Origin of the sequence: Synechococcus sp. HK01-R, from assembly GCF_014217855.1 — a bacterium.
Taxonomy (GTDB): Bacteria; Cyanobacteriota; Cyanobacteriia; order PCC-6307; family Cyanobiaceae; genus Synechococcus_C.
Genome location: NZ_CP059059.1, coordinates 1,880,805 through 1,905,916 on the forward strand (window position 1 = coordinate 1,880,805; position 25,112 = coordinate 1,905,916).

At 55.6% G+C, this 25,112-nt stretch carries 29 protein-coding genes and 1 pseudogene; 18 read left to right on the plus strand and 12 right to left on the minus strand.

All coding sequences use genetic code 11. The annotated features are described in order from the left end of the window. Positions 1-116: 116 nt before the first annotated feature. On the plus strand, positions 117-776 hold the full coding sequence (locus H0O21_RS09980; protein WP_185189574.1) for a bifunctional 2-polyprenyl-6-hydroxyphenol methylase/3-demethylubiquinol 3-O-methyltransferase UbiG: 660 nt from the start codon (positions 117-119) through the stop codon (positions 774-776). A gap of 151 nt (positions 777-927) precedes the next feature. Here the strand turns inward: H0O21_RS09980 and H0O21_RS09985 are convergent, their stop codons facing one another. Continuing rightward, the gene (locus H0O21_RS09985) at positions 928-1,092 is read right to left on the minus strand and encodes a hypothetical protein (RefSeq protein ID WP_185189575.1); all 165 of its coding nucleotides are present in this window, start codon (positions 1,090-1,092) and stop codon (positions 928-930) included. Between the two features lie 137 nt (positions 1,093-1,229). Here H0O21_RS09985 and H0O21_RS13665 point away from each other — a divergent pair, with 137 nt between their 5' ends. After that, on the plus strand, positions 1,230-1,379 hold the full coding sequence (locus H0O21_RS13665; RefSeq protein ID WP_185190980.1) for a transposase: 150 nt from the start codon (positions 1,230-1,232) through the stop codon (positions 1,377-1,379). Between the two features lie 183 nt (positions 1,380-1,562). Continuing rightward, positions 1,563-1,760: pseudogene (locus tag H0O21_RS13670) on the plus strand (IS3 family transposase); the annotation flags it as partial. Positions 1,761-1,803: 43 nt separating this feature from the next. On the opposite strand, the gene H0O21_RS13455 reads toward H0O21_RS13670, so the two are convergent. Continuing rightward, complete coding sequence (locus H0O21_RS13455) at positions 1,804-1,926, minus strand: hypothetical protein (RefSeq protein WP_255440980.1); 123 nt, start codon at positions 1,924-1,926, stop codon at positions 1,804-1,806. Positions 1,927-2,085: 159 nt separating this feature from the next. On the opposite strand from H0O21_RS13455, the gene H0O21_RS13675 reads away from it, so the two are divergent. The 11 genes from H0O21_RS13675 (at position 2,086) to H0O21_RS10050 (ending at position 10,593) form a co-directional block, all read left to right on the plus strand. After that, positions 2,086-2,265, plus strand: coding sequence for an integrase core domain-containing protein (locus H0O21_RS13675; RefSeq protein ID WP_185190981.1), 180 nt, complete (start codon positions 2,086-2,088; stop codon positions 2,263-2,265). A 470-nt stretch (positions 2,266-2,735) separates the two neighbouring features. Next, entirely contained in the window at positions 2,736-4,172 is a 1,437-nt protein-coding gene (locus tag H0O21_RS10005; RefSeq protein ID WP_185189577.1) for a hypothetical protein, read from the plus strand. A 167-nt stretch (positions 4,173-4,339) separates the two neighbouring features. Beyond that, positions 4,340-5,359 carry a DUF563 domain-containing protein gene (locus H0O21_RS10010; protein WP_185189578.1) on the plus strand — a complete coding sequence of 340 codons (1,020 nt, stop codon included), beginning with the start codon at positions 4,340-4,342 and terminating at the stop codon, positions 5,357-5,359. Between the two features lie 282 nt (positions 5,360-5,641). Then, entirely contained in the window at positions 5,642-6,019 is a 378-nt protein-coding gene (locus H0O21_RS13680; RefSeq protein WP_370523035.1) for a transposase, read from the plus strand. Continuing rightward, a complete protein-coding gene (locus H0O21_RS10020; RefSeq protein ID WP_185189580.1) occupies positions 5,964-6,176 on the plus strand; it encodes a transposase in 213 nt (70 codons plus the stop codon). The genes H0O21_RS13680 and H0O21_RS10020 overlap by 56 nt, the downstream gene beginning before the upstream one ends. A gap of 175 nt (positions 6,177-6,351) precedes the next feature. After that, a complete protein-coding gene (locus H0O21_RS10025; protein WP_185189581.1) occupies positions 6,352-6,702 on the plus strand; it encodes an IS3 family transposase in 351 nt (116 codons plus the stop codon). Between the two features lie 145 nt (positions 6,703-6,847). Continuing rightward, a complete protein-coding gene (locus tag H0O21_RS13685; RefSeq protein ID WP_370523112.1) occupies positions 6,848-7,114 on the plus strand; it encodes a transposase in 267 nt (88 codons plus the stop codon). Positions 7,115-7,338: 224 nt separating this feature from the next. Then, positions 7,339-7,506, plus strand: coding sequence for a hypothetical protein (locus H0O21_RS10035; RefSeq protein ID WP_185189582.1), 168 nt, complete (start codon positions 7,339-7,341; stop codon positions 7,504-7,506). A gap of 269 nt (positions 7,507-7,775) precedes the next feature. Beyond that, on the plus strand, positions 7,776-8,552 hold the full coding sequence (locus H0O21_RS10040; RefSeq protein ID WP_185189583.1) for a hypothetical protein: 777 nt from the start codon (positions 7,776-7,778) through the stop codon (positions 8,550-8,552). A 7-nt stretch (positions 8,553-8,559) separates the two neighbouring features. Further along, positions 8,560-9,900: an amidohydrolase family protein gene (locus tag H0O21_RS10045; protein WP_185189584.1), complete on the plus strand. Its 1,341-nt coding sequence runs from the start codon at positions 8,560-8,562 to the stop codon at positions 9,898-9,900. A 489-nt stretch (positions 9,901-10,389) separates the two neighbouring features. After that, positions 10,390-10,593 carry a type II toxin-antitoxin system YhaV family toxin gene (locus tag H0O21_RS10050; protein ID WP_255440982.1) on the plus strand — a complete coding sequence of 68 codons (204 nt, stop codon included), beginning with the start codon at positions 10,390-10,392 and terminating at the stop codon, positions 10,591-10,593. A gap of 141 nt (positions 10,594-10,734) precedes the next feature. On the opposite strand, the gene H0O21_RS10055 is transcribed toward H0O21_RS10050, so the two are convergent. From H0O21_RS10055 to rpmG, 3 genes are all read right to left on the minus strand, one after another. Next, entirely contained in the window at positions 10,735-12,525 is a 1,791-nt protein-coding gene (locus tag H0O21_RS10055; RefSeq protein ID WP_255440983.1) for a ribonuclease catalytic domain-containing protein, read from the minus strand. 255 nt (positions 12,526-12,780) lie between these two features. Next, positions 12,781-13,002 carry a 30S ribosomal protein S18 gene (gene rpsR, locus H0O21_RS10060; RefSeq protein WP_006041316.1) on the minus strand — a complete coding sequence of 74 codons (222 nt, stop codon included), beginning with the start codon at positions 13,000-13,002 and terminating at the stop codon, positions 12,781-12,783. 38 nt (positions 13,003-13,040) lie between these two features. Continuing rightward, positions 13,041-13,235, minus strand: coding sequence for a 50S ribosomal protein L33 (gene rpmG, locus H0O21_RS10065; protein ID WP_007102505.1), 195 nt, complete (start codon positions 13,233-13,235; stop codon positions 13,041-13,043). A gap of 128 nt (positions 13,236-13,363) precedes the next feature. Between rpmG and pheT the strand changes: the two genes are divergently transcribed. After that, complete coding sequence (pheT, locus tag H0O21_RS10070) at positions 13,364-15,811, plus strand: phenylalanine--tRNA ligase subunit beta (RefSeq protein ID WP_185189585.1); 2,448 nt, start codon at positions 13,364-13,366, stop codon at positions 15,809-15,811. On the opposite strand, the gene rlmD is transcribed toward pheT, so the two are convergent. After that, complete coding sequence (gene rlmD / locus H0O21_RS10075; protein ID WP_185189586.1) at positions 15,801-17,183, minus strand: 23S rRNA (uracil(1939)-C(5))-methyltransferase RlmD; 1,383 nt, start codon at positions 17,181-17,183, stop codon at positions 15,801-15,803. The two genes, pheT and rlmD, sit on opposite strands and share 11 nt — an antisense overlap. 81 nt (positions 17,184-17,264) lie before the next feature. On the opposite strand from rlmD, the gene H0O21_RS10080 reads away from it, so the two are divergent. After that, on the plus strand, positions 17,265-17,759 hold the full coding sequence (locus H0O21_RS10080; RefSeq protein ID WP_185189587.1) for an allophycocyanin subunit alpha-B: 495 nt from the start codon (positions 17,265-17,267) through the stop codon (positions 17,757-17,759). Positions 17,760-18,363: 604 nt separating this feature from the next. On the opposite strand, the gene H0O21_RS10085 is transcribed toward H0O21_RS10080, so the two are convergent. Both H0O21_RS10085 and H0O21_RS10090 read right to left on the minus strand, forming a co-directional pair. Further along, complete coding sequence (locus tag H0O21_RS10085; RefSeq protein ID WP_185189588.1) at positions 18,364-19,404, minus strand: molecular chaperone DnaJ; 1,041 nt, start codon at positions 19,402-19,404, stop codon at positions 18,364-18,366. A 25-nt stretch (positions 19,405-19,429) separates the two neighbouring features. Further along, positions 19,430-21,001, minus strand: a complete 1,572-nt coding sequence (locus H0O21_RS10090; protein ID WP_255440984.1) for a DUF3370 domain-containing protein — start codon at positions 20,999-21,001, stop codon at positions 19,430-19,432. A gap of 243 nt (positions 21,002-21,244) precedes the next feature. Here H0O21_RS10090 and H0O21_RS10095 point away from each other — a divergent pair, with 243 nt between their 5' ends. Beyond that, positions 21,245-21,433 carry a hypothetical protein gene (locus H0O21_RS10095; RefSeq protein WP_185190985.1) on the plus strand — a complete coding sequence of 63 codons (189 nt, stop codon included), beginning with the start codon at positions 21,245-21,247 and terminating at the stop codon, positions 21,431-21,433. A 6-nt stretch (positions 21,434-21,439) separates the two neighbouring features. Here H0O21_RS10095 and H0O21_RS10100 read toward each other — a convergent pair whose 3' ends face one another. The 3 genes from H0O21_RS10100 to H0O21_RS10110 all read right to left on the minus strand — a co-directional run bounded on the left by H0O21_RS10100 (position 21,440) and on the right by H0O21_RS10110 (position 23,978). Continuing rightward, positions 21,440-22,081: a sigma-70 family RNA polymerase sigma factor gene (locus H0O21_RS10100; RefSeq protein ID WP_185189589.1), complete on the minus strand. Its 642-nt coding sequence runs from the start codon at positions 22,079-22,081 to the stop codon at positions 21,440-21,442. A gap of 108 nt (positions 22,082-22,189) precedes the next feature. Next, positions 22,190-23,035, minus strand: coding sequence for an ATP adenylyltransferase (locus tag H0O21_RS10105; RefSeq protein ID WP_185189590.1), 846 nt, complete (start codon positions 23,033-23,035; stop codon positions 22,190-22,192). Further along, positions 23,028-23,978 (minus strand): SpoIID/LytB domain-containing protein, encoded by a 951-nt coding sequence (locus H0O21_RS10110; protein WP_185189591.1) that lies wholly within the window; start codon positions 23,976-23,978, stop codon positions 23,028-23,030. The genes H0O21_RS10105 and H0O21_RS10110 overlap by 8 nt, the downstream gene beginning before the upstream one ends. 50 nt (positions 23,979-24,028) lie before the next feature. Between H0O21_RS10110 and H0O21_RS10115 the strand changes: the two genes are divergently transcribed. Then, positions 24,029-24,748, plus strand: coding sequence for an SDR family NAD(P)-dependent oxidoreductase (locus H0O21_RS10115; protein WP_370523036.1), 720 nt, complete (start codon positions 24,029-24,031; stop codon positions 24,746-24,748). Here the strand turns inward: H0O21_RS10115 and H0O21_RS10120 are convergent. After that, positions 24,730-25,047, minus strand: a complete 318-nt coding sequence (locus tag H0O21_RS10120; protein ID WP_131455565.1) for a DUF2237 family protein — start codon at positions 25,045-25,047, stop codon at positions 24,730-24,732. The two genes, H0O21_RS10115 and H0O21_RS10120, sit on opposite strands and share 19 nt — an antisense overlap. Positions 25,048-25,112: the final 65 nt, after the last annotated feature.

Below are 25,112 nucleotides of genomic sequence, written 5' to 3' on the forward strand. Positions count from 1 at the left end.
TGTGATAATCAACCATGGCTCAACGAGATGCACGGTCTGATTGGCAGGCCTTTGCAGCGGAGGAGATTCCTACGAAACACGATTTTCGCCCTCTCGAGTTCGTGCTGGCTGACGTCATGGCCACGTTCGGCGATTCAAGGCCGCCCGCCATTCTCGATGCTGGATGCGGTAGTGGAGTATTCAGCCAAATGATTTTTCACAAGGGCTTTTCTGTTGTTGGTGTTGATATTAACAAATCTGCCATAACGCAAGCCCTTCAATCCACTGCAGGATTGAGGCAAGCCTCAGATGGTGCTTCTGGCAGGCGCCTCGATTTCTTGTGCGGCGATATTCTTAGCTCGGATTGCCGAGCTTTGCAAGTTGGTTCGTTTGACGGTGTAATCTGCCAACTTGTCATTTCGATTGTTGGGCCAGGCCATGACCGAGCCGCCCTGCTTGCGAATCTATACAAAGCACTTCGCCCCGGTGGCTATCTCTATCTTTCAGCTTCGGGCGTATCCGATGACATCAACCCCATGTATGCTGAGCTCTACAGGTCAGACGCAGAAGTCACTAATGAACCGCACACGTATGTATCACGCAACGATCAAGGCAAAGCTTTGTACTTCACGCATCATTTCTCAGAAGAGGAGCTGCATCAATTGTTGAAAAATGCTGGTTTTACGGATCAACGCATCGACAAAAAGAGAGAGACAAGCAGCCGAAGAAATACTCAGTCTGCTTACTTCTTTTATTGCTGCTGTCGCAAGCCTTTGGCGCCTAAGTATTTATATTAAGCAGGTCTGCTGCGCTCACTTCCAGTAGTGAATGCCTTCAGGTTTCAGTTTAATAGATTATCATGATAGGAAGAAATATCGCGAGGATAAACTTCTCGGTTTCATGCTCATTGAATTGATTGATATTTCGTGATACCATGCTTTGTATTAATCAATCAATCTCAGTAGTAATCGGATCTGGCTGATCAATATCTGCGGTCGGCGGAATATCTGGATCGACTTGTCGATAGCTCTGTTTCAGTGTTAGCAACTGCCGCAATCGCAAGCCACTCAGCCAGGCCAGTGCAACGGTTGCTCCATCAGCGATCACTGTCATTGCAGCAGAACCAGCGTTGAGGTGTCCGGTGGCAGCCTCAACGCCAAGGGGACCTGACGTGCCCCTCGGCAGTTGCTCCAGGGTGAATGAGATTCCTCATTCGGCCAGACTGTGCCGGGGACTTCACCAAGATATGAATCCGCCACACAGCCGAGCAGATCATCCGCAAGCTCAAAACCGCTGAGCAGCTGATCGCCCAGTGCACAACCGTCGCTGATGTTTGCCGCGCCATCGAGGTCACCCAGCTGACCTATCACCGCTGGAAGCAGCAGTACGGAGGGATGTAGGCCGAGGAGACCAAGCGATCACCCAACTGGAGAAAGAGAATGCCCGCCTCAACAAGCATCTGGCCGAGGCTGAACTGGAGAAGACGATGCTCTAGCCGCAGGCCCGGCGAAGCCGCAGGAGTAAGCCGAGGGAACCTTCTGAGCCCAGAACGCCGCCGCAGGTCTGTTGAGGCCCTGCGCGCCATGTTCCGGGTTTCGGAGCGGCTCGCCTGCAGGGTGGTGGGCCAACACTGCAGCACTCAACGACATGCCATCAAGGTTGTCGACATCGAGGAAGCCAAGCTGCGGCGACGTCTCCGGGAGATCGCAGCTGAGCACATTCGCTGGGGCCGGCTTATGGCGTATCGCCTGCTCAGGCGAGAGGGCTGGCTGGAGAATCACAAGCGGGTGCAACGCCTCTGGAGCGAGGAGGGGCTCCAGCGCCCTACACCGAGAAAGCAGAAGCGAGCCAGGCGCGCCGATGGACATCCAGTTCGACGCCGGCGCCGATCCGCGTCGGACGGCGTTGCAAGGCCAACGACGTGGTGGCAGTGCTGGAGGAACTCACCAGCCCCTATCCAGCTCCGGCATTCATCCGGAACGACAACGGCCCCGAATTCATTGCTCACGCCCTACGGCTCTGATGCATGAGGAGCGGTAGGGCCACCGCCTACATCGAACCAGGAGCACCGTTTCAGAACGGCTTTGCCGAGTCGTATGAGCTCCGCTGGACTTCGTCTACAACAGCCGTTTCAGGGATGAATTCCTCAACACCGAGCTGTTTGCCACGGTGGCGGAAGCCCAGGGCTTGGCTGATCGTTGGCGCTGGGAGTACAACACACGCGGGCCGAATTCGGTCCTTCAGGGGCGTCGAACCCTGGAGGCAGCACAAGCAGCTGCTGCATAACTACCCACTCTCATTGCGCTTGGACCAATAAAGGGGGTCACGTCACCACCACGATGTTCAGCTGGCGAAGGGGGTGTGATCCCTTCGCTGGATGAACTCCTAGTGCAACCTCGCTCCAGGAATCAGTACCCTTAAGCTGAGTCAATGTTCAGGCCATAGTTAAGCACCATTGCGCCTCCCCCTTAGGGCTATGTATTCGCTTTAAGTGCCTGGAGGCCAGCAGGTGAACCAGCAGGACGTAGAACAACGCTATCGACAACAAATTTTAGGATATCCAGGCGAGTGACTTGACAAGTCAATCAAAGAAATACATATTTAAAGCACAATGAGCACATCGCCTCACGAAAGAAGCAGCGTCAATCACGACTGGCCACCCTCGAATCAGGACAGCCTGGTATCGCGAGGCTTACAGGGGCGCGACAAAAATCCGTGAAAACCCCTAAAGTATTAATTGACCAGGCTATTCATCAATGTCTAACTGGGAACCATTATACGCAACCTTACAAGACGTCAAATTTGACGTCTGTCAATTGAAGAATCATTACATAGAGTGCATCAGGACTTTAGCTCCCAAGAATTACAAAGAAGGCGATGATGGCTATGATTGCTTAGCGATTACGAGCAGGAATGGACACATACACGATGGGATATCACGCAAGAGTATTGAGGAAAACAAAGATATCTTAGGTACTTCCGAGAAAGCAGTTAAACCCACTGAAATATTTTATGGCTATGTCCAGGAATTGAAGCATCTTTTAGAGGAAGCAGGGCTGGATTGCTATCGAATGAGGTACATGCGACTTAAGAGCAGAGATTATTTAATGCCGTTTCATAGAGACAGGATTAATGAAGAGGGGGCTTGGAGACTTCACATCCCTATCGTTACCAATCCTGACTGTAGCTTTCAATGGAAATCACTAGACAATAAGGTTTTTCAGGTCCATTTCCCTGCTGATGGCAAGGGTCATCTTGTTCGTGTAGATATTCCTCATCGAGCACTTAACAATGCACCTGCAGGCCTATTCAATGACCGAGTCCATTTAATTTGTGACATATATCAGCCACCTAGCTTAGATAGATTGGCTATTGTAATCATGGGAAATACAGAGACTAGCCAGAACGAAAAATCAAAAGTTGATTTATTAACGGCCTCTTCTTCTGGCAGAGATATGTTAATACCATGCACTCCTTCGACAGAGAATATATGTTTATCCTCAGGGCGCACCACCGGATCAGCGCACAAAGATTTAACAGATGATTCGATTTCAATGAATGGTAACTATAAAAGGAGGTTTCCTGGATTTGGCTTTTCAAAGCTAGCGCTTATTGTACTTGCTCTTCAGCAATTAAAAAATGGTGATCTTAATCCGGATCAGCCTATTTCAGCCTCTAATGACATCAACTCTGTGGATTATCTCAACATCAGAGGGAATACAAAAACAATTTCAGTTATGGGGGTTGTCAACAGTATTATCCATGCCCAATCCACCAATTCCTCGTTGGCACTTGCGCAGTACCTATTCGGCGATATCGATAACTATATCGCAAATGCATTAGAGCTATTTATAAAAGCTGATATATCTAGTCCAGAATGCCTCCATATCTCTAGCAGAGAAATGGAATCAAATCGAATCTCCCCATGGGAAGCTCTAAAATTTATGGATTTTATTTTTTGTGAGTGTCCTGAATTCTTTGACTATGCCAAGGCTGAAAGGTATGAATATATGGGCCGCTGGTTAAAATCGTCGAATCGTAAATTCGACAGTAATTCTGAAACGTGTGTGTTCAAGGTTAAGACCAAGAACCTCTCTCACTTTAATGGTGTGTTTTTATCTGAATATGAGGATGGTACTCCTAGCAAGATTCGTGTCGACTTTCGAGCAAATCATCAAGCCGTCAATAACTAGTACTCCCAACATCACGCGACTTAATGCCTACCCTTCAAGATCTCCGATCCGAAACATTCAAACACTCATCGTCAATCAATCAGATTGCAAAAGATTGGTGCAATAGTGAAACGAAATACGCAGGGTACATTGTTCTTCATGACTCAACTACGATCACTGTTGGAGAGTTGGATTTCTATCCTCCTCAATACGACAAAGCCCTGAGACAGGTTGATTTCGTGCACAATTCATACCTATCTAATGTAATTGCATTCAAGCAACTTAATAACGTACACTATTGCGGTAAGTCGTCGCTGATCATCGATGAAGAGGGCCTGCCAGTTATGCCGTCGTCAAGGTTCAAGGGAAGAATACATTACGTGCATCCATTATATTCCGATGATGTTGATTTTATGCGCTATAAAGATGACCTTGACTCGACACATATCAGGGTAGTTGATGAGCCTGTTGTCCGGGTAGTGAATAGTGATTCTATAAACAACTATGGTCATTGGCACTTGCAGACTTTGCCTTCAATTAAGTTCTTAGAAGACTTAGGCATTCTCGGTGATATGTACTTACTTTTGCCATCACTAAAGCCGTGGCAGAGTAGTTCATTGCGGTTCTGGTTTGGGAATAGCGTTAATATATTAGAAGTCAGGAAGGAGGTCATCTTGTGCAAGGAGCTAATCCATATTTCGGCTGCAGATAGATTCGATGAGGCTAAGTTTAACGGGAATCAGTTTTCCCTTTACACAGAGAAGTTCTCATCATCCGCTCCTCTGGATGGCTCCTATATATACCTTACTCGCCTTGACTCCTCTCGAAGAAGAGTGTCCAATGAGCTTGAGCTTATTGAGGTAATAAAATCGCTAGGCTTCAAATCTTATACGATGGGAGTTTTAACCTACAAAGAGCAGATTGATATCATGAAAGACGCAAGAGTAATAGTCGGCCCTCATTCAAGTTCAATCGTCAATCATTTATTTGCGGGTTCTGCCTCTAAAGTTTGTGAATTGCATTGCCTAGCAGCACTTCCCGGCATGCACGCATCCCATATGCGGAACTCGGCCTTGATCTCCGGTAAGAGTTACTATTCTCACATCAGCTCGCGCAACTCAAAGCAAAAAAACGATGAGTCAGGAAAAGGATGGCACTGGAGGGTGGACCCCATAAGTGTCGCTAAATACATTAAAGATTTCATTTGAATACCTTTTGATTTGCGCAATAGGTTTTGAAGTTTTAAGTAAGTTGTTTAGCACGCATAGCGGCTCTGTTTTAAGCCTGTAGGCCGCGTCCCGTCCGGAGGTGTAAATCCGAGCCTCGATTGCCCTGATTCGAAAGTGAACAGGGGTGAATGACGGGCTTTCATTCAAGAGGCAATGGGTGACTTATTGCTTAGCTATGAATCCATGAGACGTGGACCCCTGTCAATTGGTCCAGGGTGAATGAGAGGGCTCATCCGGCCAGTCTGGGTCGGGGACTTCACCATGAAACGGACCAGGCACACGGTGGAGCAGATCATCCGCAAGCTCAAGACCTCCAAGCAGCTGATCGCCCAGGGCAAGACCGTCATCGAGGTTTGCCGCCTCATCGAGGTGACGCAGCCGACCTACCACCGCTGGCGGCAGCAGAACGGCGGGATGCAGGCCGAGGTGGCCAGGCGGCTGACCCAGCTCGAGAAGGAGAACGCTCGCCTCAAGAAGCTGCTGGCGGAGGCAGAGCTGGAGAATGCCATTGACGTGGCCCCTGGAAATTGGTCCAGGGTGAATGAGAGTCCTCATCCGGCCAGGCTGGGCCGGGGACTTCACCATGAAACGCATCCGCCACACACCCGAGCAGATCATCCGCAAGCTCAAAACCGCTGAGCAGTTGATCGCCCAGGGCAAGACCGTCGCCGACGTCTGCCGCGCCATTGAGGTCACCCAGCCGACCTACCACCGCTGGAAACAGCAGTACGGCGGCATGCAGGCCGAGGAAGCCAAACGGCTGACTCAGCTGGAGAAGGAGAACGCCCGCCTCTAGCCGAAGGCTTCTCCGAAGGAGTAGAAGCTTCTGGCCGAGGCTGAGCTGGAGAAGGCAATGCTTTAGCCGCAGGCCCGGCGAAGCCGTAGGAGTTAGCCGAGGGAAACTTCTGAGCCCGGAGCGCCGCCGGCTGGCTGTCATGGTCCTGCAGGAGCATTACCGGGCATCCCAGCGGATGGTTCGCCGTGTGGTTGGCCAGCACCGCAGCAGCCAGCGCCATGGCGGCAAGGTCCTCAACATTGAGGAGGCAAGGCTCCGCCTTCGTCTCCGGGAGATTGCCGCGGTACACATCCGCTGGGGCCTGCGCATGGCCTACCGCCTGCTGCGGCGAGAGGGCTGGACGGTGAACTACAAGCGTGTGCAACGGCTTTGGCGGGAGGAAGGCCTGGAGCGGCCTACACCCAGGAAGCGAAAGCGGGCATGGCCCGCAGATGGCTCGGCATGGCGTCATCGGGCTGAGCATCCCCACCATGTATGGGCCATGGATTTCCAGTTCGATGCCACGGCCGCCGGCTCAAGTTCCTGAACGTGATCGACGAGCACAGCCGCCTCTGCCTGGCGATCCGGGTGGGCAGGCGGTGCAAAGCCCAGAACGTGGAGGCGGTGCTTGAGGAACTCACCAGCCTCGACCCGGCACCGGCATTCAACGGTCGGACAACGGGCCAGAGTTCATTGCCCAGGCTCTACGCGACTGGTGTGAGGCCAGCACCACTACCAGCAAGGCTTACAGCGCGCCTGGATCGATCTGGGAGAATGGATTCGCAGAATCGTTCAACGGCCGGTTCCGGGATGAGTTCCTCAACACCGATCTGTTGACCACTGCTCCGGAAGCACAGATCCTGGCTGATCGTTGGCGCTGGCAGTACAACTCACTCAGGCCGCACTCGGCCCTCCAGGGGCGTACTCCCCTGGAGGCAGCTCAAGCAGCTGCTGCATAACCACCCACTCTCACTGCACCTGGACCAATAAAGGGGGTCACGTCAGTTCCACTGCCAGCTGAATGCTCGTTGGACCGTTAGCTTTGCCGTCGTCTCCGGCGTGAAGATCGCTGTGAACAACGTGGGCGTGTCGAACTCGCTCTACAAGGAGTTCCAGCGCAAAGGGCTGGAGAAGCTCTGGGCGCCGGTGGCCGATGGCCTCGCCATCGGTCGACCCATCATCGATGGGTCGTTTCCGTCAGCGTTTATCAGAAGAGGATCTCAAAAGGATCAATGAACTGATCAAAGAGCGCGGTATGGGCATGCTGCTGGAGGCTGTGTTGTCACTGGATGACGACGACAACTCAGGTAACCCAGTCGCTGATGCCGGAATCCCGTTTTTGATCGACTGACTGTTGGAAAATGCGATCGCCGACGTTTGGAGGCGATGTATTGCTACAGCTCATCCATAAATCTATCTGTGCTGTAGCCAAAAGACTAATCCGATACTATCATAGAGAGATTGGGCCTTTCATGTTCGCTAACCATGCTGTGGCCTTCATCTTTAAGAGTCACCGCAGCACTATAGATCGCCAAATCAACCCCGTTTTTGTGATTAAGAATGCAGCCCAGTATTTCCGAAGACAAGCACGCTCTCCCGGTATGCGCTGACATACTGTTGATGACAGGGCTGCATGAGGAGCTGCAATGGCTCAAGAAGGTATTTGACTGTGAATTCCAGCGCATGTCTGTACTTGGAACATCATATCTTCTTGCCAATTTCACCTTCTCTAATCGCAGTGTGACGATTGTTGCGCTCCGTCAACAGGAAAAGGGTCTGACCAGTTCGGCGATTACTGCCACTAAGGCAATGTGTCTATGGAGGCCAAAGTTGGCAGTGATGACCGGAATCTGCGCAGGTGTCAAGGGTTCGGTGAACCTTGGTGATCTTGTCGTAGCTACTCAATTTTTCGAACACTCTAGTGGGCAATTGTTGCATAGAGGGTTGATTCCATTGCAGAATCGGGTCTCTCCACCGCCATGGGTGCTGGATTTTCTGATTTCCCTGACTGATACGACTAAGTTGCAAGAATTGGTTCGTCTTGGCTTTGGTTATTCAATGCCGAGCGAGGCAGAGCCGCGAATTCATTACGGCGCAATGGCATGTGGCCCACAGGTGATTAAGGATCAGTCCTACATCGACATGCTCAAAGACAATGAAATTTCACTACTGGCTATCGATATGGAGTCGTATGGACTTGCTCTTGCTTCATCGATGTGCAGCACCTATCAGCGTCCTGTTATTCCATTGGTTGTCATGGGTGTCTGTGATTGCGCGGATCTAGAGAAAACCAATGACTGGCATGACTATTGTTCATACTCTAGTGCCGCATTTATCCGTTCCGTTCTAGAGGTTGCCATTGGACGAGACAAGATCTGCAGTTGGATAAAAGAGTGAACTATTAATGAAAAATACCACGCAAATCGATACTCTTGTCTCAGGGGGTATCATTGTCACCATGGATCACAATCGGCGCGTCATCCATGATGGCGCGATTGCCATTAGCGGTGGTCAAATTGTAGCGGTGGGCGATCGACATGAGCTGCACTCGTCCTACGAAGCTCTGAATCACATCGATGCCAATGGTCGAACAGTGATACCTGGTCTGATCAATGGTCACGCCCATATTCCAATGACTCTGTTCCGTGGTTTAGCGGATGATGAGGACCTTGACGACTGGCTAGAACATACGATCTTTCCTGCAGAGGCGATGAATGTCGATGAAGCATTCGTCCGTTGCGGAACACGTCTGGGACTCGCAGAGCTGATCCGAGGAGGTGTCACCACTGTTTGCGATATGTACTACTACGAGAATGCAGTAGCTGAAGAGATGGTGGTCGCCGGATTACGCGGTGTACTTGGTCAAGTTCTTATCGATTTTCCCGCTCCGGATTGTGTCGATTACAACGCGGCGATGGACACTTTGCATCGCTTTGTCGAACGTTGGCATGGACACCCTCTAATCACACCGTCCATTGCTCCGCACGCCCCCTACACCGTTGGGGATGACCATCTGATTGCAGCACACCGTTTCGCTATTGAGCACAATTGTCCACTGATCATCCATCTCGCAGAAACTCAGCACGAGGTGTTGGAGAGCATCCGCCTTAAAGGGCACAGACCTGTGGAGCATCTGGCGCGCCTTGGGGTACTCAGCGAGGCCATGGTGGCTGCCCATGTTGTCTGGGCTGACGACCACGAACTCGAGCTGCTGGCCCAGCATGGCGTCGGCGTGGTGCACAACCCACAATCGAATATGAAACTTGCTTCAGGTGTAGCGCGTCTCCCGCAAATGTTGTCGCGCAATATAAGTGTCGGTCTCGGTACAGACGGATCAGCCTCCAACAACGACCTCAGCCTCTGGGAGGAAATTGATACGGCAGCCAAATTGCATAAGTTAATCACTCTTGATCCCAAGGTGGTGTCAGCGCAGGAAGCATTTGAGCTCGCCACCATTCATGGTGCAAGAGCCTTGCATTTGGATCACATGATTGGCTCTTTGGAGGTGGGCAAGCGTGCGGATATTGTCGTAATCCAGATGGATCCCATCGATCAAATCCCACTACGAAGCATCTACTCGGCACTGGTCTATGCCACGAAAGCGAATGATGTATGCGATTTGATGGTTGATGGACGTGTCCTCTTGCGTGATCGCCAGTTAACCACACTCGATGAGGATCTGATTAGAGAAGAAGGGCTTGTGCTTCGACGACAGATTATTGAACGGCTTCAGCCCTCTGTCTAACTACTCAGGATCTAAGAGTCGACCAATCTCAACCCCACCTCGCTGTTGCTCTTGTGGTGATCTTCAGGAATGGGTAGCGGCCCTGGCTCCTCGAGCTCATCAGCGTGTGGCGGCGCCGTGCTCGGCTTCCCCGACGCCTCCAAGCCTCAGCGACCGCCGCAGGCCGGTTCGAGATGAACACTGCGCCTCAGCATCTGACGCTCCACCTGTAGCACCGGTGGGTTGGCTGTAGGGCTGCAAGCCGTGCGCTACTAGTGCGGCCAAGGGGTGTTGGTTGTACAGGGGGCAGGGCTATTCCCGGGGTTGCAGCTGCTCACGGATCTGGGGGTAGTTCGTTCCGCCTTTTCTTCCAACGGGAACCATCACGGTGGCCCACCAAGGCCCGGCTGCGCCCCAGGATGCGTTTTGCCTGCCGCGGCATGTGTTCGGCGTGGGTAGGGTTTAGTTGTTCGACATCCAGGGCTGGATCACTAAACGCTGGCTGCGGTGATGCGTTGGATGCTCAACGACATCCCCCAAGACCCCTGCCGCAACGAATACCGCCAGGGTTCCACCTTCGGCTCTGAGCACCGCCATTGGTACCGGGCCAAGTTCTTTCAGCAATACCGCCTCTTTTTCCGTTATCAGCGATCGAGAGTGATCGTTCTGGGGTGGGTGAACGGCACGGCCACCAAGCGGGCCTATGGCAGCTAGACAGATGCCTACCGAGTCTTTCAATCGATGCTGGCCAACGGTCATCCCCCCAGCGACTGGTAAGAACTCCTTCAGGAAGCAAGCTAGGTCAGCACGCGCTTCAAGCTGCTCACAGCAAATATCACCGATCCGAATAGCGAATCATCTGGTTGACGCCACAAGCTTCAGTTGATCGCGCAGGGAATCCACCTGCTGAACCCGCAGCAGCAATGGTTCACCGGGCTCGGCGTTCGCAGGGCATTCCGCAGCTAGGTCCATGGCCAGCTCCTCGATTCGCACCAGGCCGAGCCGATCCTGGGGGCGGAGCCAGCGCAGAAAATCGGCTTGCCACTGCTCGCTGTTGTGAGCTTCAAACCACACCTGCTGCCAGTGACGCTGATCTTCCCGGGAGATCGCGATCCCCTCACGCACGGCGCTATCGAAACTATTGAGCAGCTCCTGCAGCGCATCTGGATTCAGGGGTATCTCGCCGCTCAGTTGGGCCTCAATTTGACGTTGCACCACCAGATCTCCGTAGCGGCGGATGGGTGATGTGGCTTGGGCATAGGCGGATAAACCCAGGCTGAAGTGGGGCGCTGCTGCGGTGCCCATCAGACCGCGACTGAGGCAGCGCTTGATTGCCGCAAAGCGCACCGCCCCGTCGGGAAGCTCATCCAGTTGTGCAGGTGAAGGAAGATCCGCCGGCAACTGACTGCGGAAGGGCAAGGCCAAGTCGTGCTCCACGCCAAAACGAGCCGCCACCGCCCCCGCCAGGATCATGGCCTCAGCCACCATCAGCCGTGATGGACTTGGTTCGGTGATTTCAACGCTCGGTTGCTCGTCGTTGCGACAGCGGATCCTGCCCTCCGGCAGATCCATTAACAGCGCTCCATGACGGACCCGCCATTCGCGGCGTCGCTCGAGCAAGTCGTTGAGCTCCGCCAGATCGGCCTCTTCGGGCGGGGCAAGGTCGATCAACTCATCGGCATCCTCATAACTGAGCCGATAGCGCGGGCTCACCCAGCTCCGTTCGATGCTATAGGCCTCGATTTCACCGCTGTCATCCAGCTCTACCCAGGTGCTCCAAGCGGCATTGCGTTGCCCGGCCAGCAAGCTGAACGGACCGGTGGAGAGGATTTCAGGGAACATCGGCAGGATGCCCCTGGCCAAATAAAGGCTGCTGCCCCGTCGTCGTGCCTCCAGATCCAGGGGGGAATCAGGTGCAACCAAGCGTCCGGGATCGGCTACATGGATCCAGATCCGAAGCCTGCCATCGGATCTGCGCTCCAGCGCCAGGCCGTCGTCGATATCGCGGGTGTCGTCATCGTCGATCGTGACGCAGCGCTGGTGGGTGAGATCAAGGCGTTCAGCATCACCAGGCAGTTGCTGAGCGTGCTTGACCAGCAGGTGTTGAGCTTCTTCTTGAAGCGTTTGGCTGAATCCTTGGCACCAGCTCGTGCCGTCCATACTCATGAGCTGATGGCGGTCCCACTGGCCAAGTGCCGCCAGTAGATGGCGCAGGTCGCCACGATCTTCACCAAGGCGTAGGCGTCGGAGCGATCCCTGTAGGTCTGGATCCAGTGAATCGAGGCTGCGTTTGCCGGAGGCAAGTTCTTTGATCGCTGCGATCCAGTTTTGATGCGTGGGATCGAGTGTTGCCAATTCAACGGGTTGAGCGAGTTTCAGCAGCTGTCTCCAGCGTTCCTCTCTCCGCTCGATCAGCTTTTGATGCTGTCGCTCACGCCGTCTCATCCGCACATCGCTGAGACTGCGGGCGACCACTCCCTCCTGTTTGAGGCGGAACAGGTCTTGATCCGATTGCAGAGCTAGCCAGCATGCTGCGCGCTGAGCGGCTCCGTCTTCGGCGCACACCAACCCCGCGAATTCGTTCAGCTCAAGCGTCTCGCCGGATTCATGAAGTAAGACCCATGTTTCGCCCCATTCGCGACGCATGGGACGGTGGTTGGCAAGGCTTTGCTCGTCAAATTGCCAAGGAGAAACCCCCAGCCTTGGCGGGGCTGATGCTCCGCTAGGCAGGGGGTGAAGGATCTGAATCTGACGGGCTGGAACAACCTGCTCCTTACCGCCAAATCCAACAGAAAGACGTACTTTGCTGCCCTGAATGGATTGAACAACCGCCAACTGAGCTGATTTCTGGTCAGAAAATCCGACCAGATCCCCCTGTTGGCAGGCAGGAACAGCCAGGGATCAACCCTCTGGATTCACAAAAGGCAGAAGCGCCACGATGCGGGCACGCTTCACGGCGTTCGTGAGGTCTCGCTGTTGCTTGGCGGTGAGGCCGGTGAGACGACGGGGAAGGATCTTGCCGCGCTCAGTGATGAATTTCTTGAGCAGATCCACATCTTTGTAATCGATGGGATCGCCGGGCTTGATCGGAGAAAGACGCTTCTTGAAGAAGGAGCTGGACATGAATCAGGAACGGTGGTGAACGGTGAAGACCTGCAGGGTCACTTGATCTCCTTGTGGGGAGTCGACTTGTTGCAGTGGGGACAGAACTTCTTGATCTCCAGCCGTTCGGTGGTGTTCCGGCGATTCTTCTCGGTGGTGTAGCGGGACACACCGGGAGAGCGCTTGGCGGGATTGGACCGGCATTCGGTGCACTCGAGAGTGATCACGATCCGGACGCCCTTGTTCTTGGCCATAAAGGACGTTGCGCCGCAGTTGCGAAGCGAAGTGACAAACAACAAGCTTACAGGTCGGACTGTCCTGCTCCTCTGAGCACTCCTGGTGGTGGTGCTTCGTAGGATCACTCACCGTTCCGGCCGTGACGATGCGGGTTTCACTTTCCTGGCTACAGGATTTGGTGCAGGTGAATGAACCCGCCGATGCTCTTGCAGAGCGTCTGTCCATGGCGGGGTTTGAGGTCGAGGAGATTGAAGACCTCACCCGTTTGGCCCAAGGGGTTGTGGTCGGCCATGTCCTTGAGAAGGACTGCCATCCCAATGCGGACAAACTGAGTGTCTGCAAGGTCGATGTCGGTGCAGGGGAACCTCTGCAGATCGTTTGTGGTGCCAGCAATGTGCGTGCTGGGATTCACGTGCCGGTGGCCACAATCGGCGCCGTTTTGCCAGCCGTGAATCTGACCATCAAAGCGGGTGAGCTTCGCGGTGTCTCCAGCCAGGGCATGATCTGTTCGCTCACGGAGCTAGGCCAGCCCAGCACTGTGGATGGCATTGCCATTCTCGAGGATCTGGTCGCGGTGATCCCCTCGCCTGGCTCGCCTGTGGCGCCCCTTTTGGGCCTCGATGATGTGGTGCTTGAGCTGGCGATTACGGCCAACCGCCCGGATGGACTTTCGATGGCTGGAATCGCCCGGGAGGTTGCAGCACTGACTGGATCCAAACTCAGCCTCCCTCCACTGCCACCCCCTGCGCAGACCGAGGGGCTCGCTGTCGATCCGCCCAGCACCGCTGCGATGCATCGCGGTGGTGTCTACGCCCTGACCCCAATCGAGGGCATCAAGGCTGGAGCCCCGTCACCGGCTTGGTTGCAACAGCGCCTCCAGAGGGCAGGCATGAACAGTGTGAATACGGTGGTTGACCTCACCAACCTCGTGATGCTTGAGCAGGGGCAGCCCCTGCATGCCTTTGATGCCGATGCCCTTGAACGGCTCAGCGGGCAAGCGGTTGAGGCCAGCGACTTCGGGCTTCGCCAAGCTCGCGATCAAGAAGTTTTTCAAGGGCTGGATGGCCGGGAATTGACCCTGGATTCCAGAGCTCAGGTGGTGACCTGTCACGACATTCCCGTTGCCCTCGCTGGGGTGCTGGGTAGTGAGGCCAGTTCGGTCACGGACTCCACGACCAGGATTTGGCTGGAATCCGCGATGTTCTCCGCAGCGTCTGTCCGCAATACGGCCAGAAGTGTGGGGCTGCGGACGGAAGCATCCAGCCGTTTTGAGAAGGGCCTTCCTCGTGAGGTCACCCTGCTTGCAGCCCAAAGGGCTTGTACGTTGATTAAGCAGGAACTCGGGGGCAGTTCCGGTTCTACAAGGATTTGCGCTGCATCCCACCAAGAGCCTGAGCCTCTTGCCTTGCGCCGCGATGCCCTGCATCAGTTGCTCGGCCCGATCGATGGTCCCGATGGTCCCGAGGACCTTGAGGATGACGCCATCGAACGCTGTCTCACCGCCCTCGGTTGTGGCCTTGTTGCATCCGACGATGGTTGGACGGTGACGGTCCCTCCTTCCCGTCGTTGTGATCTGATCCGAGAGGTCGATCTCATTGAGGAGGTGGCCCGCCTGGTGGGCTTCGATCGGTTCTGTTCTCATCTGCCTGATCCTCTGCGTCCTGGAGGACTCAGTCCGCTCCAGACTGCGGAGCGGCGTTTGCGTCAGTTGTTGTCTGCTGCCGGATTGCAGGAGGTGACCACCCTGTCGCTGACTGGTCCCTCAGACCAGGATGTGCGAATCCCTATCAGCAACCCCCTTCTGGCGGAGACCAGTCATCTCCGTTCCAGCCTCTGGGAGGAGCATCTACGCATCTGTCAGCGCAACCTCCAGGCTTCACAACCTGGCTGCTGGCTCTTCGAGATCGGCCATGTGTTCTCGGCCGATGGAGATGCTGGCATCGTGCAGGAGTCGAGACTTGGTGCCGTGATCTGTGCGGAGAGGCGACTCGAGCGTTGGTCTAGCAGTGGCAAATCCATTCCCCTCAGCTACTACCAGGCCCGTGGTTTGTTCAGCCCTCTCTTCGAGAGCTTCCACCTTGATGTGCAGGATCGCCCCTTCAGAGACGACGAGCGTCTCCATCCCGGGCGCAGTGCCCAATTAGTCCTGGAGGGACGTCCGTTGGGTTCATTCGGTCAACTTCACCCCTTGCTTTGCGAGCGCTACGACCTTCCGGACGCCACCTATCTTCTCGATCTCGATCTGTCGCGCTTGCTCCAAGCTGCGACGCGGAGCAATCGCTGGATTCCATCCTTCAAGCCTTATCCCACCGTTCCAGCCATGGAACGAGATCTGGCTGTTGTGGTCAGGCGTGACCAGAGGTCGGGCGATCTGATTCAGGCGATCCGTAAGGCTGGAAAACCATTGCTGGAAAGCGTTGAGCTGATCGATCGCTTTGAGGGTGGTCAGCTCTCTGCAGATCAATGCAGCCAGGCCTACCGAATCCGTTATCGCGGTAAGGATGCAACCCTCACCGATGAACAGTTACAACCTGTTCACGACAAGGTGAGGCAAGCGCTGGTGAAGCAATTCGGAGCAGAGCTCAGGAGCTGATCCGCTTCAACAGTGCAAGGCATTCGAGATGCGTGGTCTGTGGAAAGAAATCCACTGGCTGGAGCCGCTCCATCTTGTAGGGGCCTTCAGGTCCCGCCAGCAAAGCAAGATCACGAGCAAGGGTCGCAGGGTCACAGCTGAGATAGGCCATCCAGGCAGGTGGATCGGCCACGATCGTTTCAACAATAGCTGGATCCAGACCCTTGCGAGGTGGATCCACAACGAGCACCTCGTGGCTTGGCAGGGCATCGGCAAGCAGCTGTTTGACATCTCCAGCCTTGAAACGGGCGCTCACTAACCCGTTGGCGCTGGCGTTATGGATGGCCTGCTCGATCGAAGCCTTGTGGAGCTCTAGGCCAAGCACGTCCATGCCGGCGGCTGCTAATGGGAGGGCGATCGTGCCGATGCCGCAGTAGGCATCGATGACCCGGGTTGATGGCGCGACCTGTTGAAGCCACTGGCGCAACACCATTACGATCCGTTCGGCCTGAATGGTGTTCACCTGGAAAAACGTGGTGGTAGCCAGGGTGAGGTTGAGATCGCAAAAGCGTTCCCGAATCGTTGGTTGACCAGCCAGGGTGCGGGTTTCATCTCCCAGCACGCGATTGCTTCTCAGCGGTTGCCGATTGAGCGTCACGCCCTTGATCTCCGGCCATCGCTCCATCCATTGGGCAGCCAGTCGTTCCACACCCGGAAGCTCCCATGTGCTGCTGATCAAGGTCAACAGCACCTCCCGCGATTGCGTTCCGATCCTCATGCCCAGGTGGCGAAGACCATCTCCCTGATGAAGATCCGCATCGGCCACCCAACCTGTTTGATCGAGATCCTTCTTGATTGGGTCGAGCAAACAATCCAGTCCTGGATCAAGAACTGGGCAACGATTCAGATTCACCAGACGGTGACTGCCGCGCCTGTAGTACCCCATGCGCAATGTCCCTTCCTCATCCCGTTGAAGCGGGATCAGGGCGCGGTTGCGGTAGCCAAGTGGTTGGGCCTCCAGAGCAAGCAGTTCCTCGACTGGCGAGTTGATGCCACCAATCCGCTGGAGGGTCTGGATCAGACGGTCCCGTTTCCAATGGGCCTGGTTCTCATCGTCGAGATGTTGGAGCGTGCATCCCCCACAACGGTCTGCATGAATGCAAGGAGCCTGTCTTGCTCCCTCTGCTGGAAGCAACGTCTCAATTCGACGTCCACGCCACTGGGATCGGCGACGCTGTTGCAGTTGCACCCGGGACACTTCCCCAGGCAACAGGTCGGGCACCACAATCACCCAGCCTTGCCAGCGAGCGATGCCCTCACCCTGGAGCGTCAGATCCTCACCCTTGAGGGTGATAGTGAGGCCCGGTTCCGGTCGGGGGTCCATCTCGGCCATTGCAAAGGCGTTACACCCGGGCCGATCAGCGCAGCTGCTCGGCCGGAGAGCACTAAACTCTTCTTCAGCATGCCAGCTGCCATGAGCGTTGTTCGGGATCTGATCCTGCAGGCCGATGATGATCTCCGTTATCCCACCAGCGGCGAATTGCGTTCCATTGTCGATTTCCTCGGCCAGGGAGCGACTCGTCTTGCTGTGGTTCGGATCCTGACGGACAACGAGAAGAAAATCGTCGATGAGTCAGCTCGACTGCTGTTTAGCCGCAAGCCTGAGTACGTTGCACCCGGTGGCAATGCCTACGGTCAGAAGCAACGAGCCCAGTGCCTTCGTGACTACAGCTGGTACCTGCGACTCGTCACCTATGGCGTGCTTGCTGGCAGCACGGAGATGATCCAAAACATTGGTCTCGTTGGTGCCCGTGAGATGTACAACAGTCTTGGGGTTCCGATGCCCGGCATGGTTGAGGCCATGAAGGCCATGCGGGAGGCGTCGCTCGCCCTCCTTTCCGAGGATCAACAATCCTTGGCTTCTCCCTACTTTGATTTTCTGATCCAGGGGATGCAGACCACGACCTGAACTTGATTTCAGCTGCAGAGCCGGTGCCTTGTCACCGGCTTTTTTGTGAGCCATAGGTCTTTTAGGTCTTGCCTGAGACGCTCAATGAGTCCTATTTTGATTCCGGAGCGAGACGCTAGAGGCTCTCACTTTTGGCTGTGGGCTGACGCTGCGATGGGTCGCGAGTGTTCGCCTGCGTATCTGCATCTACAGCAGTTACGCCATGACTGGAACGATTGCAAATACTGAGTAATTTGCGTTGGCCAGGTGTTCTGGACAAGCCAGTACTGGACTTGGACAGAATTTGACTGCGCTCTTGGGCATGGCCTGGATGTCAACATTGCCTTTTGCGCGTTTGCCGCGAGGGGCTTTCTTGGATCAGTGGGATATAGGCTTCTTGCACGCAGAATGATGGAGAAAATAAATGTTGATCATTAAGCCGTTAGGGGTGGGCCGTTGAGGTGCCTCTAGGGCTCCAGCGCACTCCCCGTGCAGAGCCGAATGTCTTAGCTGAGATTAGTTCTTGGACCCAGTGCGAGTCTCACTTGATTGCCATGAAGGCTTGATTGTCTCATGAGGGACGTTATATGGGACTTGGAGTAAGTCTCATGCTTGACTATCGCAACTACTTCTGTCGATACAATTCACGCAGCATCTGGTAGGCCTCATTGAGGCGGCGCATGGCATCGGTGCTGCCACCAGCGTCTGGGTGAGTCTCCATGGCCTTCTGCTTGTAGGCATCTCTGATGGCCCGCAAGGTCAAGGATGCACCTGCCTGGGTTGGTAGTCCCAAGAGTTTCAGGGCTCCATGCACGGTCATGGTGGACTGCAAGGCCTCAAAGGACGTGGTGCGACGGCTGCGTTTGAAGCGATTCACAAACCGACGAATCAATGTCGGCATTCGATGAATCAGATCCGTGGTGGCAAAGGGGTCCTCCAGGACTCCAGCTACCACCATCACCTGGCCGAAGGAGGGGCTTGCGTTCACCCAACCTTCACATCGTTGATCAATCTGTCGTGCCGCTTGAGACCAGGTGAAGGTGCGGCCTTCACTTCCTTCGGCACTCGGCCAGATGTCACGGGCTAACCAGAGCATGGCAGCCTCGAGAACCGTCTGGCCCGGGGCTTGGCCGTAGAGATTGAGCCAGTGTTGCAGTGCTTCCTCTGCACAGGCCTGAAGATCCCCAGGCCCGATGGGTGGCAGCAACAGCGTTTCTTCAGAGCGGTCAGTCTCTTGGGTTCTCTGTTGAAGGCTGTTGCGTAATTGCGTGGTGCTTCGTCGAACGAATCCAGGTAGGTCAATTCCAGGTTTCTCGTCTCGACCGAAACCGGTGTGTGAAAAGCCTGCAAACGAGGGGTCTTGACCAGGAGGAGCTTGGAGTCCGACACCCTTCTCACTAATCAAGACCAGTGCACAGTCATCGCGATAGGGGGTCGTGGGTTCACTGTCGGTTGGCTCCTTGGTGGCGACACGAACTGGCTCATCGTGCACCTCTGTTTCTGTTTGGTCTGGATCCCCTGGTAAGAGCTCTTCAAGGAGGCGACTCAGGCAGTCACCACGGGCCCGCAAGCCCCATTCTTCCTTGAGGGAATCGACCCAGCGAACAAGATGATCTGGCAGCTCAACGCTGATGCGACGCTTCCCGTCAACTTCAGGTCCCGTCACTCAGCCGACAACGCACGACGTAAGACTATCGGCCCTGTAGACGCCTGAGCCATTCCTGCTGGGCTCGGATCGCATCTCGATAGCGTTGCTCGAGACTTTGATTCACCCTTTGAGGGAGGATCATGGCCGGAGGCATCGGATTCAGGCCGCTACGGGGAGCGACCAGGACCGGCGGCGGTGGCAGCGGAGAACTTGGATATGTCTGCCGAGGGCGTGCTGGTTTGCTGGCTGGCGTCGGGTTGTTCGTTTTGGGCCCGGCTTTGTCCTGCTCTTTTGTCTTGGCGGTCTTGGCGTCCTGACCGGTTGGAGCATTCAGGGCAGGGGGAGCCTGGGTTGGACTGACGGATCGCCGGCGTGCAGCTTCGGCCTGACGGGCTGCTTCCAGGGTTTCTTCACGACGACGCAGGATGGCGAGCTGCTGGATGGGAACAACACTCAGCAGATGTCCTGGCGTTGCATCCGCTGGATAAACGAGACTGACCCGAACGGGATTTAGTTCGCCGCCTTTAAGATTGAGCTTGGCAATGGGAAGGCTCTGACCCGACCTGAGACCGACATGCACTTCCTGGTAACCCTCTGCACTCTTGATGCCGATTGATCCTCGAAAGGCGGTGAATGGCGGACGTCCTGACGCCACAGGGTGGCTGAATACGAGGTCGTAAGGACCTTCGCCGGAGAGGTTGAGGTCAATATCAAAGCGCACTCCATAGGTCCCCACATTGTTCACTGCGGAATCAACCATGCGGGTGCTGAGAGCATTCACCTGGATTTCGCGGGTTCCAAAGTGATGCTTGTGCGTACTTGTGAGTGGCACATGCAACGGCCCCTGCGATAAATCATGACGAATCAAAGCTTTGTATTCATCCCCAAGCGCTACGCCAGCAACCCTTGAAAAGACTTTCCCGCTTTTGATTTCGGCAATCCTGTTGAGATAGATACGCCCAGGTGCGAGCATTCCGCGATCGAGCACAGCTATTAACTGTTGCTCATTATCTGTTTCCTCTGCTGCAACAACTGCCATTTGAAAGGGGCCATCACTCGATCCGCGCAGAAGGCCATTGGCAATCCCTCGTGCTGGTAGAACCGTGCTGACAATTACACGCCTGGATCGTGGCGGGATGACAACCTCTCGAGGTAATCGTCTGTCCAGTTCTCCTCGCAACATCTGCACTGCTGTGGCATCACCAGGGCCTGTATTCCAAGGCCTGGGTCCCAGAGGCTTCACCCCCATCAGTTTGTTGGGATGGTATGGCGCCTCGAAACTGTTTTTGACTGATCCTTTGCTGAATCGAAGGGTAACTGGCTGGTCGCCGGGGTTAATCGCAATCGCTGCAATAGTTAGAAGGCCACGCTGGCGCCGTCCACCTAACTTATTGGCATCTCCAGGATAGTATTTATGATGCATATGAACACCAAACTCTCCATTGAATGTGTGAGTCGCATTCTTTAAAGGTTGGTTTGTTTCAATAGCAATTGCTGAGCCTGGTGCCGTGTTCACCAGTATTCCTGGACCCTCAACAATTTCTGGTTGGTTGGAGTGCAGCACGGGCACATCGTTGAAGCGGCCGTTGAGCGGCTTTGCCTGCTGGCCAGCCATCAGCGGCACGTAAGCTCGCGCGGGGGCGACCAGGGCTATTTCAGCAGTCGCAAAGGAGACGCCCGCCAAGACCAGGAGTGGGATTCGCTGAGACAACCGAGACAGGTTCGGAGGGCGTTGGGCGGGTCTGCGGTCTGTGCAAACCACGCAAGTTCCAAACTTAATCACGCCGCCCATATCAGCCAAGCCCATCCCCATCAAGCCTGGAGTTTCGCCAACATGGTGGCGTCTGAGCCCGTGGTTATGTTCCCTGCCTTTTGCACCCAGGCCTGTCGTGGTGACTGGCGTCGTCAGCATCAGACGCGCAAGCTGGAGATGTTGCGCTTCTGGCGTGATGGGCTTGAGCGCCAGCTTGCAGCTCTCAACGCCTCCATCCACACACTCCAAACTCAGATCGAGCGGGACCAGAATGAGGCTGCCGATCCCAGCTGACTCGGTTCAGGCCATCCCTAGGTCTGAGCAGCGGCATGACAGTCGCTCCAGTCCCCGTTTGACGCGTCTGTGAATGGTCATCGCACTGACGCCGAGGGCTCGACCGGTTTGCCGCAAACTGCGTCCTTGCAAGATCACTGCCTGAATGGAGGTTAGCTCATCCTTGGGTAGACGCTTCAGCTCGCTGATCAGTTGCTCGTAGCGCTCCCAGCGTCCCAGCGAGTGCATCGCTGACTCCTTCTCATCGATGGCGAGCTGGACGTTGCTCTCATCAAGGCTGACCCAGCGCGTTCGATGGGGCAACCAGCTCACTCCCATGGTCGATGCGCTCTCCCAGGGCTTATCAACGCCGTTGCTTCGTCCCCTAGACGCTTGATCCTGAATTGATCTGGGCAGCCTGACCAATCCATGGCTGTCACGCAGGTAATGCAGGATGGCTCCTCTGATGTGCGGTCTTGCATAGGCACTAAAGGGAACACCTCGAGATTCGCTGTACAGGTTTGCTGCTCGGATCAGTCCGAGTCGCCCGACCTGGATGAGGTCATCCATGTCGACGTTGGTTCTCAGGACGTAATAGCGTGCCAGGGGCAACACGAGGTCGAGATGCTGTCGCACCCGTCGATTTCGCTTGCATTGTTGCTGTTTCATTGGTTCGGAATCGGTCTGTGCCGCGTTGATCAGCGGCCCTCGTTTCAGCGATTCACACCGCGGCAGTCCCTGACAACCGTGAAACCACTGCTTTAGGCAACAACAGCCTTAAGCAACAACAGCCTTAAGCAGTTCCTCAGGTCCGTGCCTCTTCAGCCACGCCACGTCAGAGTCATCGGTCGCTAGGAGATATCCGGCAAAGCCCAGACCATTGATGCTGAAGCCCCTGGCTTTCTCTCGATTGCGCAGAATCACGGCTATCCAGGTTGGTGAGAGCAGCAGGTTGTAGGGGTGGCGTGGTACAGGCTCCTTGGCTGGATCGCCTAGACCCAGTTCGACGACCAGATCTGTGTAGAGCCTGTAGAGATCCTGCTCATTGCTGTCGCGAGCTCGAACCCCACAGGAGTGTTCGAGCGCTCCAAGCTGAGCAGCGCCCTGCTGGGCATCGGATTGTTGGCTCAACCGTGTCTCAAACCAGGTTGCTCTTGGACAGATCGCTGTGAGCTTGTTTCTTGGCAGCAGCTGAAGATGCCGATGGGGTTGGCTGGCTCCTGCCAGCGGGCCACTGTTGAAGAACCACAACCCTGTCGTGTCTTGATCAACACTCTGCACGGCGTGCCAGTCCTCTTTGTTCAGCCAACCCGTCTGCGCTGCCCACTGCCGTGTGATCAACAGCATGTGGCCCCGTTGCACGGGATATTTGTTGAGAATCAACATGTGACCCCGGCCAACGCCTTCGACTTCCAGATTTGGATCCCATGGTCTGAATGGATTGGGTTTTGGTCCGGCTGGTTGCAGATGTCGGGGCAGGCGGCTCTGAAGACGCCGGCATTCGAACTGAGAGGCCCAGGATCCCAGGCTCACGATCTCCGTTTTCAGTGGTTTGAGTGCACCGCACTGCTCGGCTTCATCACTACGGCCAAGAGCTGCTTTCCAAAGTCGTTGCTCAGCCATCAGCCTTGAGTCGAGCGATTGATGCTCCCTGGTAGAAGCGGCCAAGAATCTCATTGAAGGCCAGACCCTGTTGCGCGAGCTCCTGGGCACCGTGCTGGCTCATGCTCGCCCCGAGGTGGCCATGGGCTTCTGCGCTGATCTCACTCGTGGCTGCATACAGGCTCTCCACGAGGCCTCCTCGGTAACTCAACACCATTCCACGGGTGGCATCGGTGGCTGATCGTGTCGCCTCTGATTCACTGCTCAATCCTGAAAAGGCCTGCCAGCGGGTTGTGTCTCCAAGGTTGTAGATCGAGCTGGCGGGTCGCACCAAATGCACCAGGGCGTAGGAACGCGCTGCAACGGCCTGCGCTTTGAGGGCTTCCTTCCTCCAGTGGGATGGCATCTCTGCGCCCACCACGGAAGCAACGTATCGCTCCAGATCAAGCATGTTCACGGCCAGCCAACCTGCACCCTGCCGATGCAGCGTGATTCGACCGGTGTAGGCCTTTCCATTCACCTGAATGCTGCTGCCAGGATCCGATTGGCAGAACCAAGGCTGACGATGGCTATCACCGCGCAGCATGCTCTGCAGAACGGTTGATGAGAGGAGCTGGCCGGATGTCGTCAGACAGCTTGCACCTTGAGCAATCACCACGCTCTGCACTGGATATTGGCTGAGCAATGCCACGCGAAGGGCTGGATTGAGGGAGCTGGAGGCTGGTGGGACCCGGGGTACGGGGTAGCCCCTCTCCACCGCTTTTGCTGCCTTAGGCACCGTTGCTTGATTGGCTCTCGCCTGTGATGGGCTTTGCCCCTGAAGCAGCGCATCCAAGAGTGGCTCCTGGTTCTTCTCAGCTCCAAGATCAGCAGGCGGTGCCAGCTGGTCAACAAGCCGCCAACCAATGCCTGCGCTGCTGATCAGCAGGATGAACAGGGCGACCCTGTGCCCGTGGCGTGGCATGAATCCATCACGGAAGCACAGCCATCCTCGCTGACCCAAGAATGATCGTCATGTCCCTCAGTCGTTGGAACGGTCTGGCCCTGATCGTGGGGGCTGGCGGAATTGGTCGTACCCTGGCCTCTCAGTTGCGTCAGCGTGCATCGGGTTTGCATGTGGTTCTCTGCGGTCGCCAGCAGGGCCCTGAGGTCGCCTGGGAGCTCGATCTAGAGCAACAGGACTCCCTAGGCGACTTGGCACCACGGATCGCTTCCTCTGGGCTTCCTCTGCGCCTAGTGATCAATGCTTCGGGTTGGCTCCATGATCAACACCATCAACCTGAAAAGCGACTGCAGCAGGTTGATGCCGATGCCTTGCTGAAAAGTTTCTCGATCAATGCGATGGCTCCGCTCCTCCTGGCCAAGGCCGTGGAGCCATGTTTGCTGCGCGATCACCCCTTTCACTTCGCCAGCCTCAGTGCCAGGGTCGGCAGCATTACCGATAACCGCAGTGGTGGTTGGTATGCCTATCGAGGTGCCAAGGCCGCGCAGAACATGTATCTGCGCTCATTGAGCCTTGAATGGGCCCGACGTTTCCCTTCGGCCTGCGTCACCCTCCTTCACCCTGGGACCACCGACACAGCTCTCTCCAGACCATTTCAAACGTTTGTAGCTGCCGATCGACTCTTCAGCCCTGAGCGGGCAGCTGTCCAGCTTCTCGATGTTCTCTCCCAGCAGACGCCTGAACAAAGTGGTGCCTTCCTCGCCTGGGATGGTCAGTCGATTCCCTGGTGAGCGTGTCGCTTGAGGATCTCCAGAGGGATCAGGTCCAGGGTGCTGCGTTCGGTGGCCGCCAAGCGCACCAGCGGTGCCATTCCGTCCTCATAGGCCTGCCGCCAGCGTGGAGCACACACGCACCAGTGGTCCCCCGGGCGTAGCCCTGGAAAGCCGAAGGCCGGCACAGGGGTCGACAGATCATTCCCCTGAGCCTTGCTGTAGCTGAGAAAGGCTTCGGTCATGACGCAGCAGACGCTGTGCTGCCCCAGGTCAGAGCTCTCGGTGCGGCAATGGCCATCGCGAAACCAACCTGTCATCGGTTCACAACCACAAATCTCTAAGGGTTGCCCCAGAACGTTGAGATCTTCCGTGCTGGACTGGT

Coding starts and splice junctions, on each gene's coding strand:
- H0O21_RS09980 (WP_185189574.1), top strand. CDS start 117: ATGGCCACGTTCGGCGATTCAAGGCCGCCCGCCATTCTCGATGCTGGA.
- H0O21_RS10050 (WP_255440982.1), top strand. CDS start 10,390: ATGCGTTGGATGCTCAACGACATCCCCCAAGACCCCTGCCGCAACGAA.
- rpmG (WP_007102505.1), bottom strand. CDS start 13,235: ATGGCCAAGAACAAGGGCGTCCGGATCGTGATCACTCTCGAGTGCACC.
- H0O21_RS10115 (WP_370523036.1), top strand. CDS start 24,029: ATGTCCCTCAGTCGTTGGAACGGTCTGGCCCTGATCGTGGGGGCTGGC.
- H0O21_RS10045 (WP_185189584.1), top strand. CDS start 8,560: ATGAAAAATACCACGCAAATCGATACTCTTGTCTCAGGGGGTATCATT.
- H0O21_RS10035 (WP_185189582.1), top strand. CDS start 7,339: ATGGGTCGTTTCCGTCAGCGTTTATCAGAAGAGGATCTCAAAAGGATC.
- rlmD (WP_185189586.1), bottom strand. CDS start 17,183: ATGGCCGAGATGGACCCCCGACCGGAACCGGGCCTCACTATCACCCTC.
- H0O21_RS10110 (WP_185189591.1), bottom strand. CDS start 23,978: ATGCCACGCCACGGGCACAGGGTCGCCCTGTTCATCCTGCTGATCAGC.
- H0O21_RS10105 (WP_185189590.1), bottom strand. CDS start 23,035: ATGGCTGAGCAACGACTTTGGAAAGCAGCTCTTGGCCGTAGTGATGAA.
- H0O21_RS10090 (WP_255440984.1), bottom strand. CDS start 21,001: ATGGCTGGCCAGCAGGCAAAGCCGCTCAACGGCCGCTTCAACGATGTG.
- H0O21_RS10095 (WP_185190985.1), top strand. CDS start 21,245: ATGTTCCCTGCCTTTTGCACCCAGGCCTGTCGTGGTGACTGGCGTCGT.
- H0O21_RS10120 (WP_131455565.1), bottom strand. CDS start 25,047: ATGACAGGTTGGTTTCGCGATGGCCATTGCCGCACCGAGAGCTCTGAC.
- H0O21_RS09985 (WP_185189575.1), bottom strand. CDS start 1,092: ATGACAGTGATCGCTGATGGAGCAACCGTTGCACTGGCCTGGCTGAGT.
- H0O21_RS10040 (WP_185189583.1), top strand. CDS start 7,776: ATGACAGGGCTGCATGAGGAGCTGCAATGGCTCAAGAAGGTATTTGAC.
- rpsR (WP_006041316.1), bottom strand. CDS start 13,002: ATGTCCAGCTCCTTCTTCAAGAAGCGTCTTTCTCCGATCAAGCCCGGC.
- H0O21_RS10025 (WP_185189581.1), top strand. CDS start 6,352: ATGGTTCGCCGTGTGGTTGGCCAGCACCGCAGCAGCCAGCGCCATGGC.
- H0O21_RS10100 (WP_185189589.1), bottom strand. CDS start 22,081: ATGAAACAGCAACAATGCAAGCGAAATCGACGGGTGCGACAGCATCTC.
- H0O21_RS10055 (WP_255440983.1), bottom strand. CDS start 12,525: ATGCGTCGCGAATGGGGCGAAACATGGGTCTTACTTCATGAATCCGGC.
- H0O21_RS13680 (WP_370523035.1), top strand. CDS start 5,642: ATGAAACGGACCAGGCACACGGTGGAGCAGATCATCCGCAAGCTCAAG.
- H0O21_RS10080 (WP_185189587.1), top strand. CDS start 17,265: ATGAGCGTTGTTCGGGATCTGATCCTGCAGGCCGATGATGATCTCCGT.
- H0O21_RS10005 (WP_185189577.1), top strand. CDS start 2,736: ATGTCTAACTGGGAACCATTATACGCAACCTTACAAGACGTCAAATTT.
- pheT (WP_185189585.1), top strand. CDS start 13,364: ATGCGGGTTTCACTTTCCTGGCTACAGGATTTGGTGCAGGTGAATGAA.
- H0O21_RS10020 (WP_185189580.1), top strand. CDS start 5,964: ATGAAACGCATCCGCCACACACCCGAGCAGATCATCCGCAAGCTCAAA.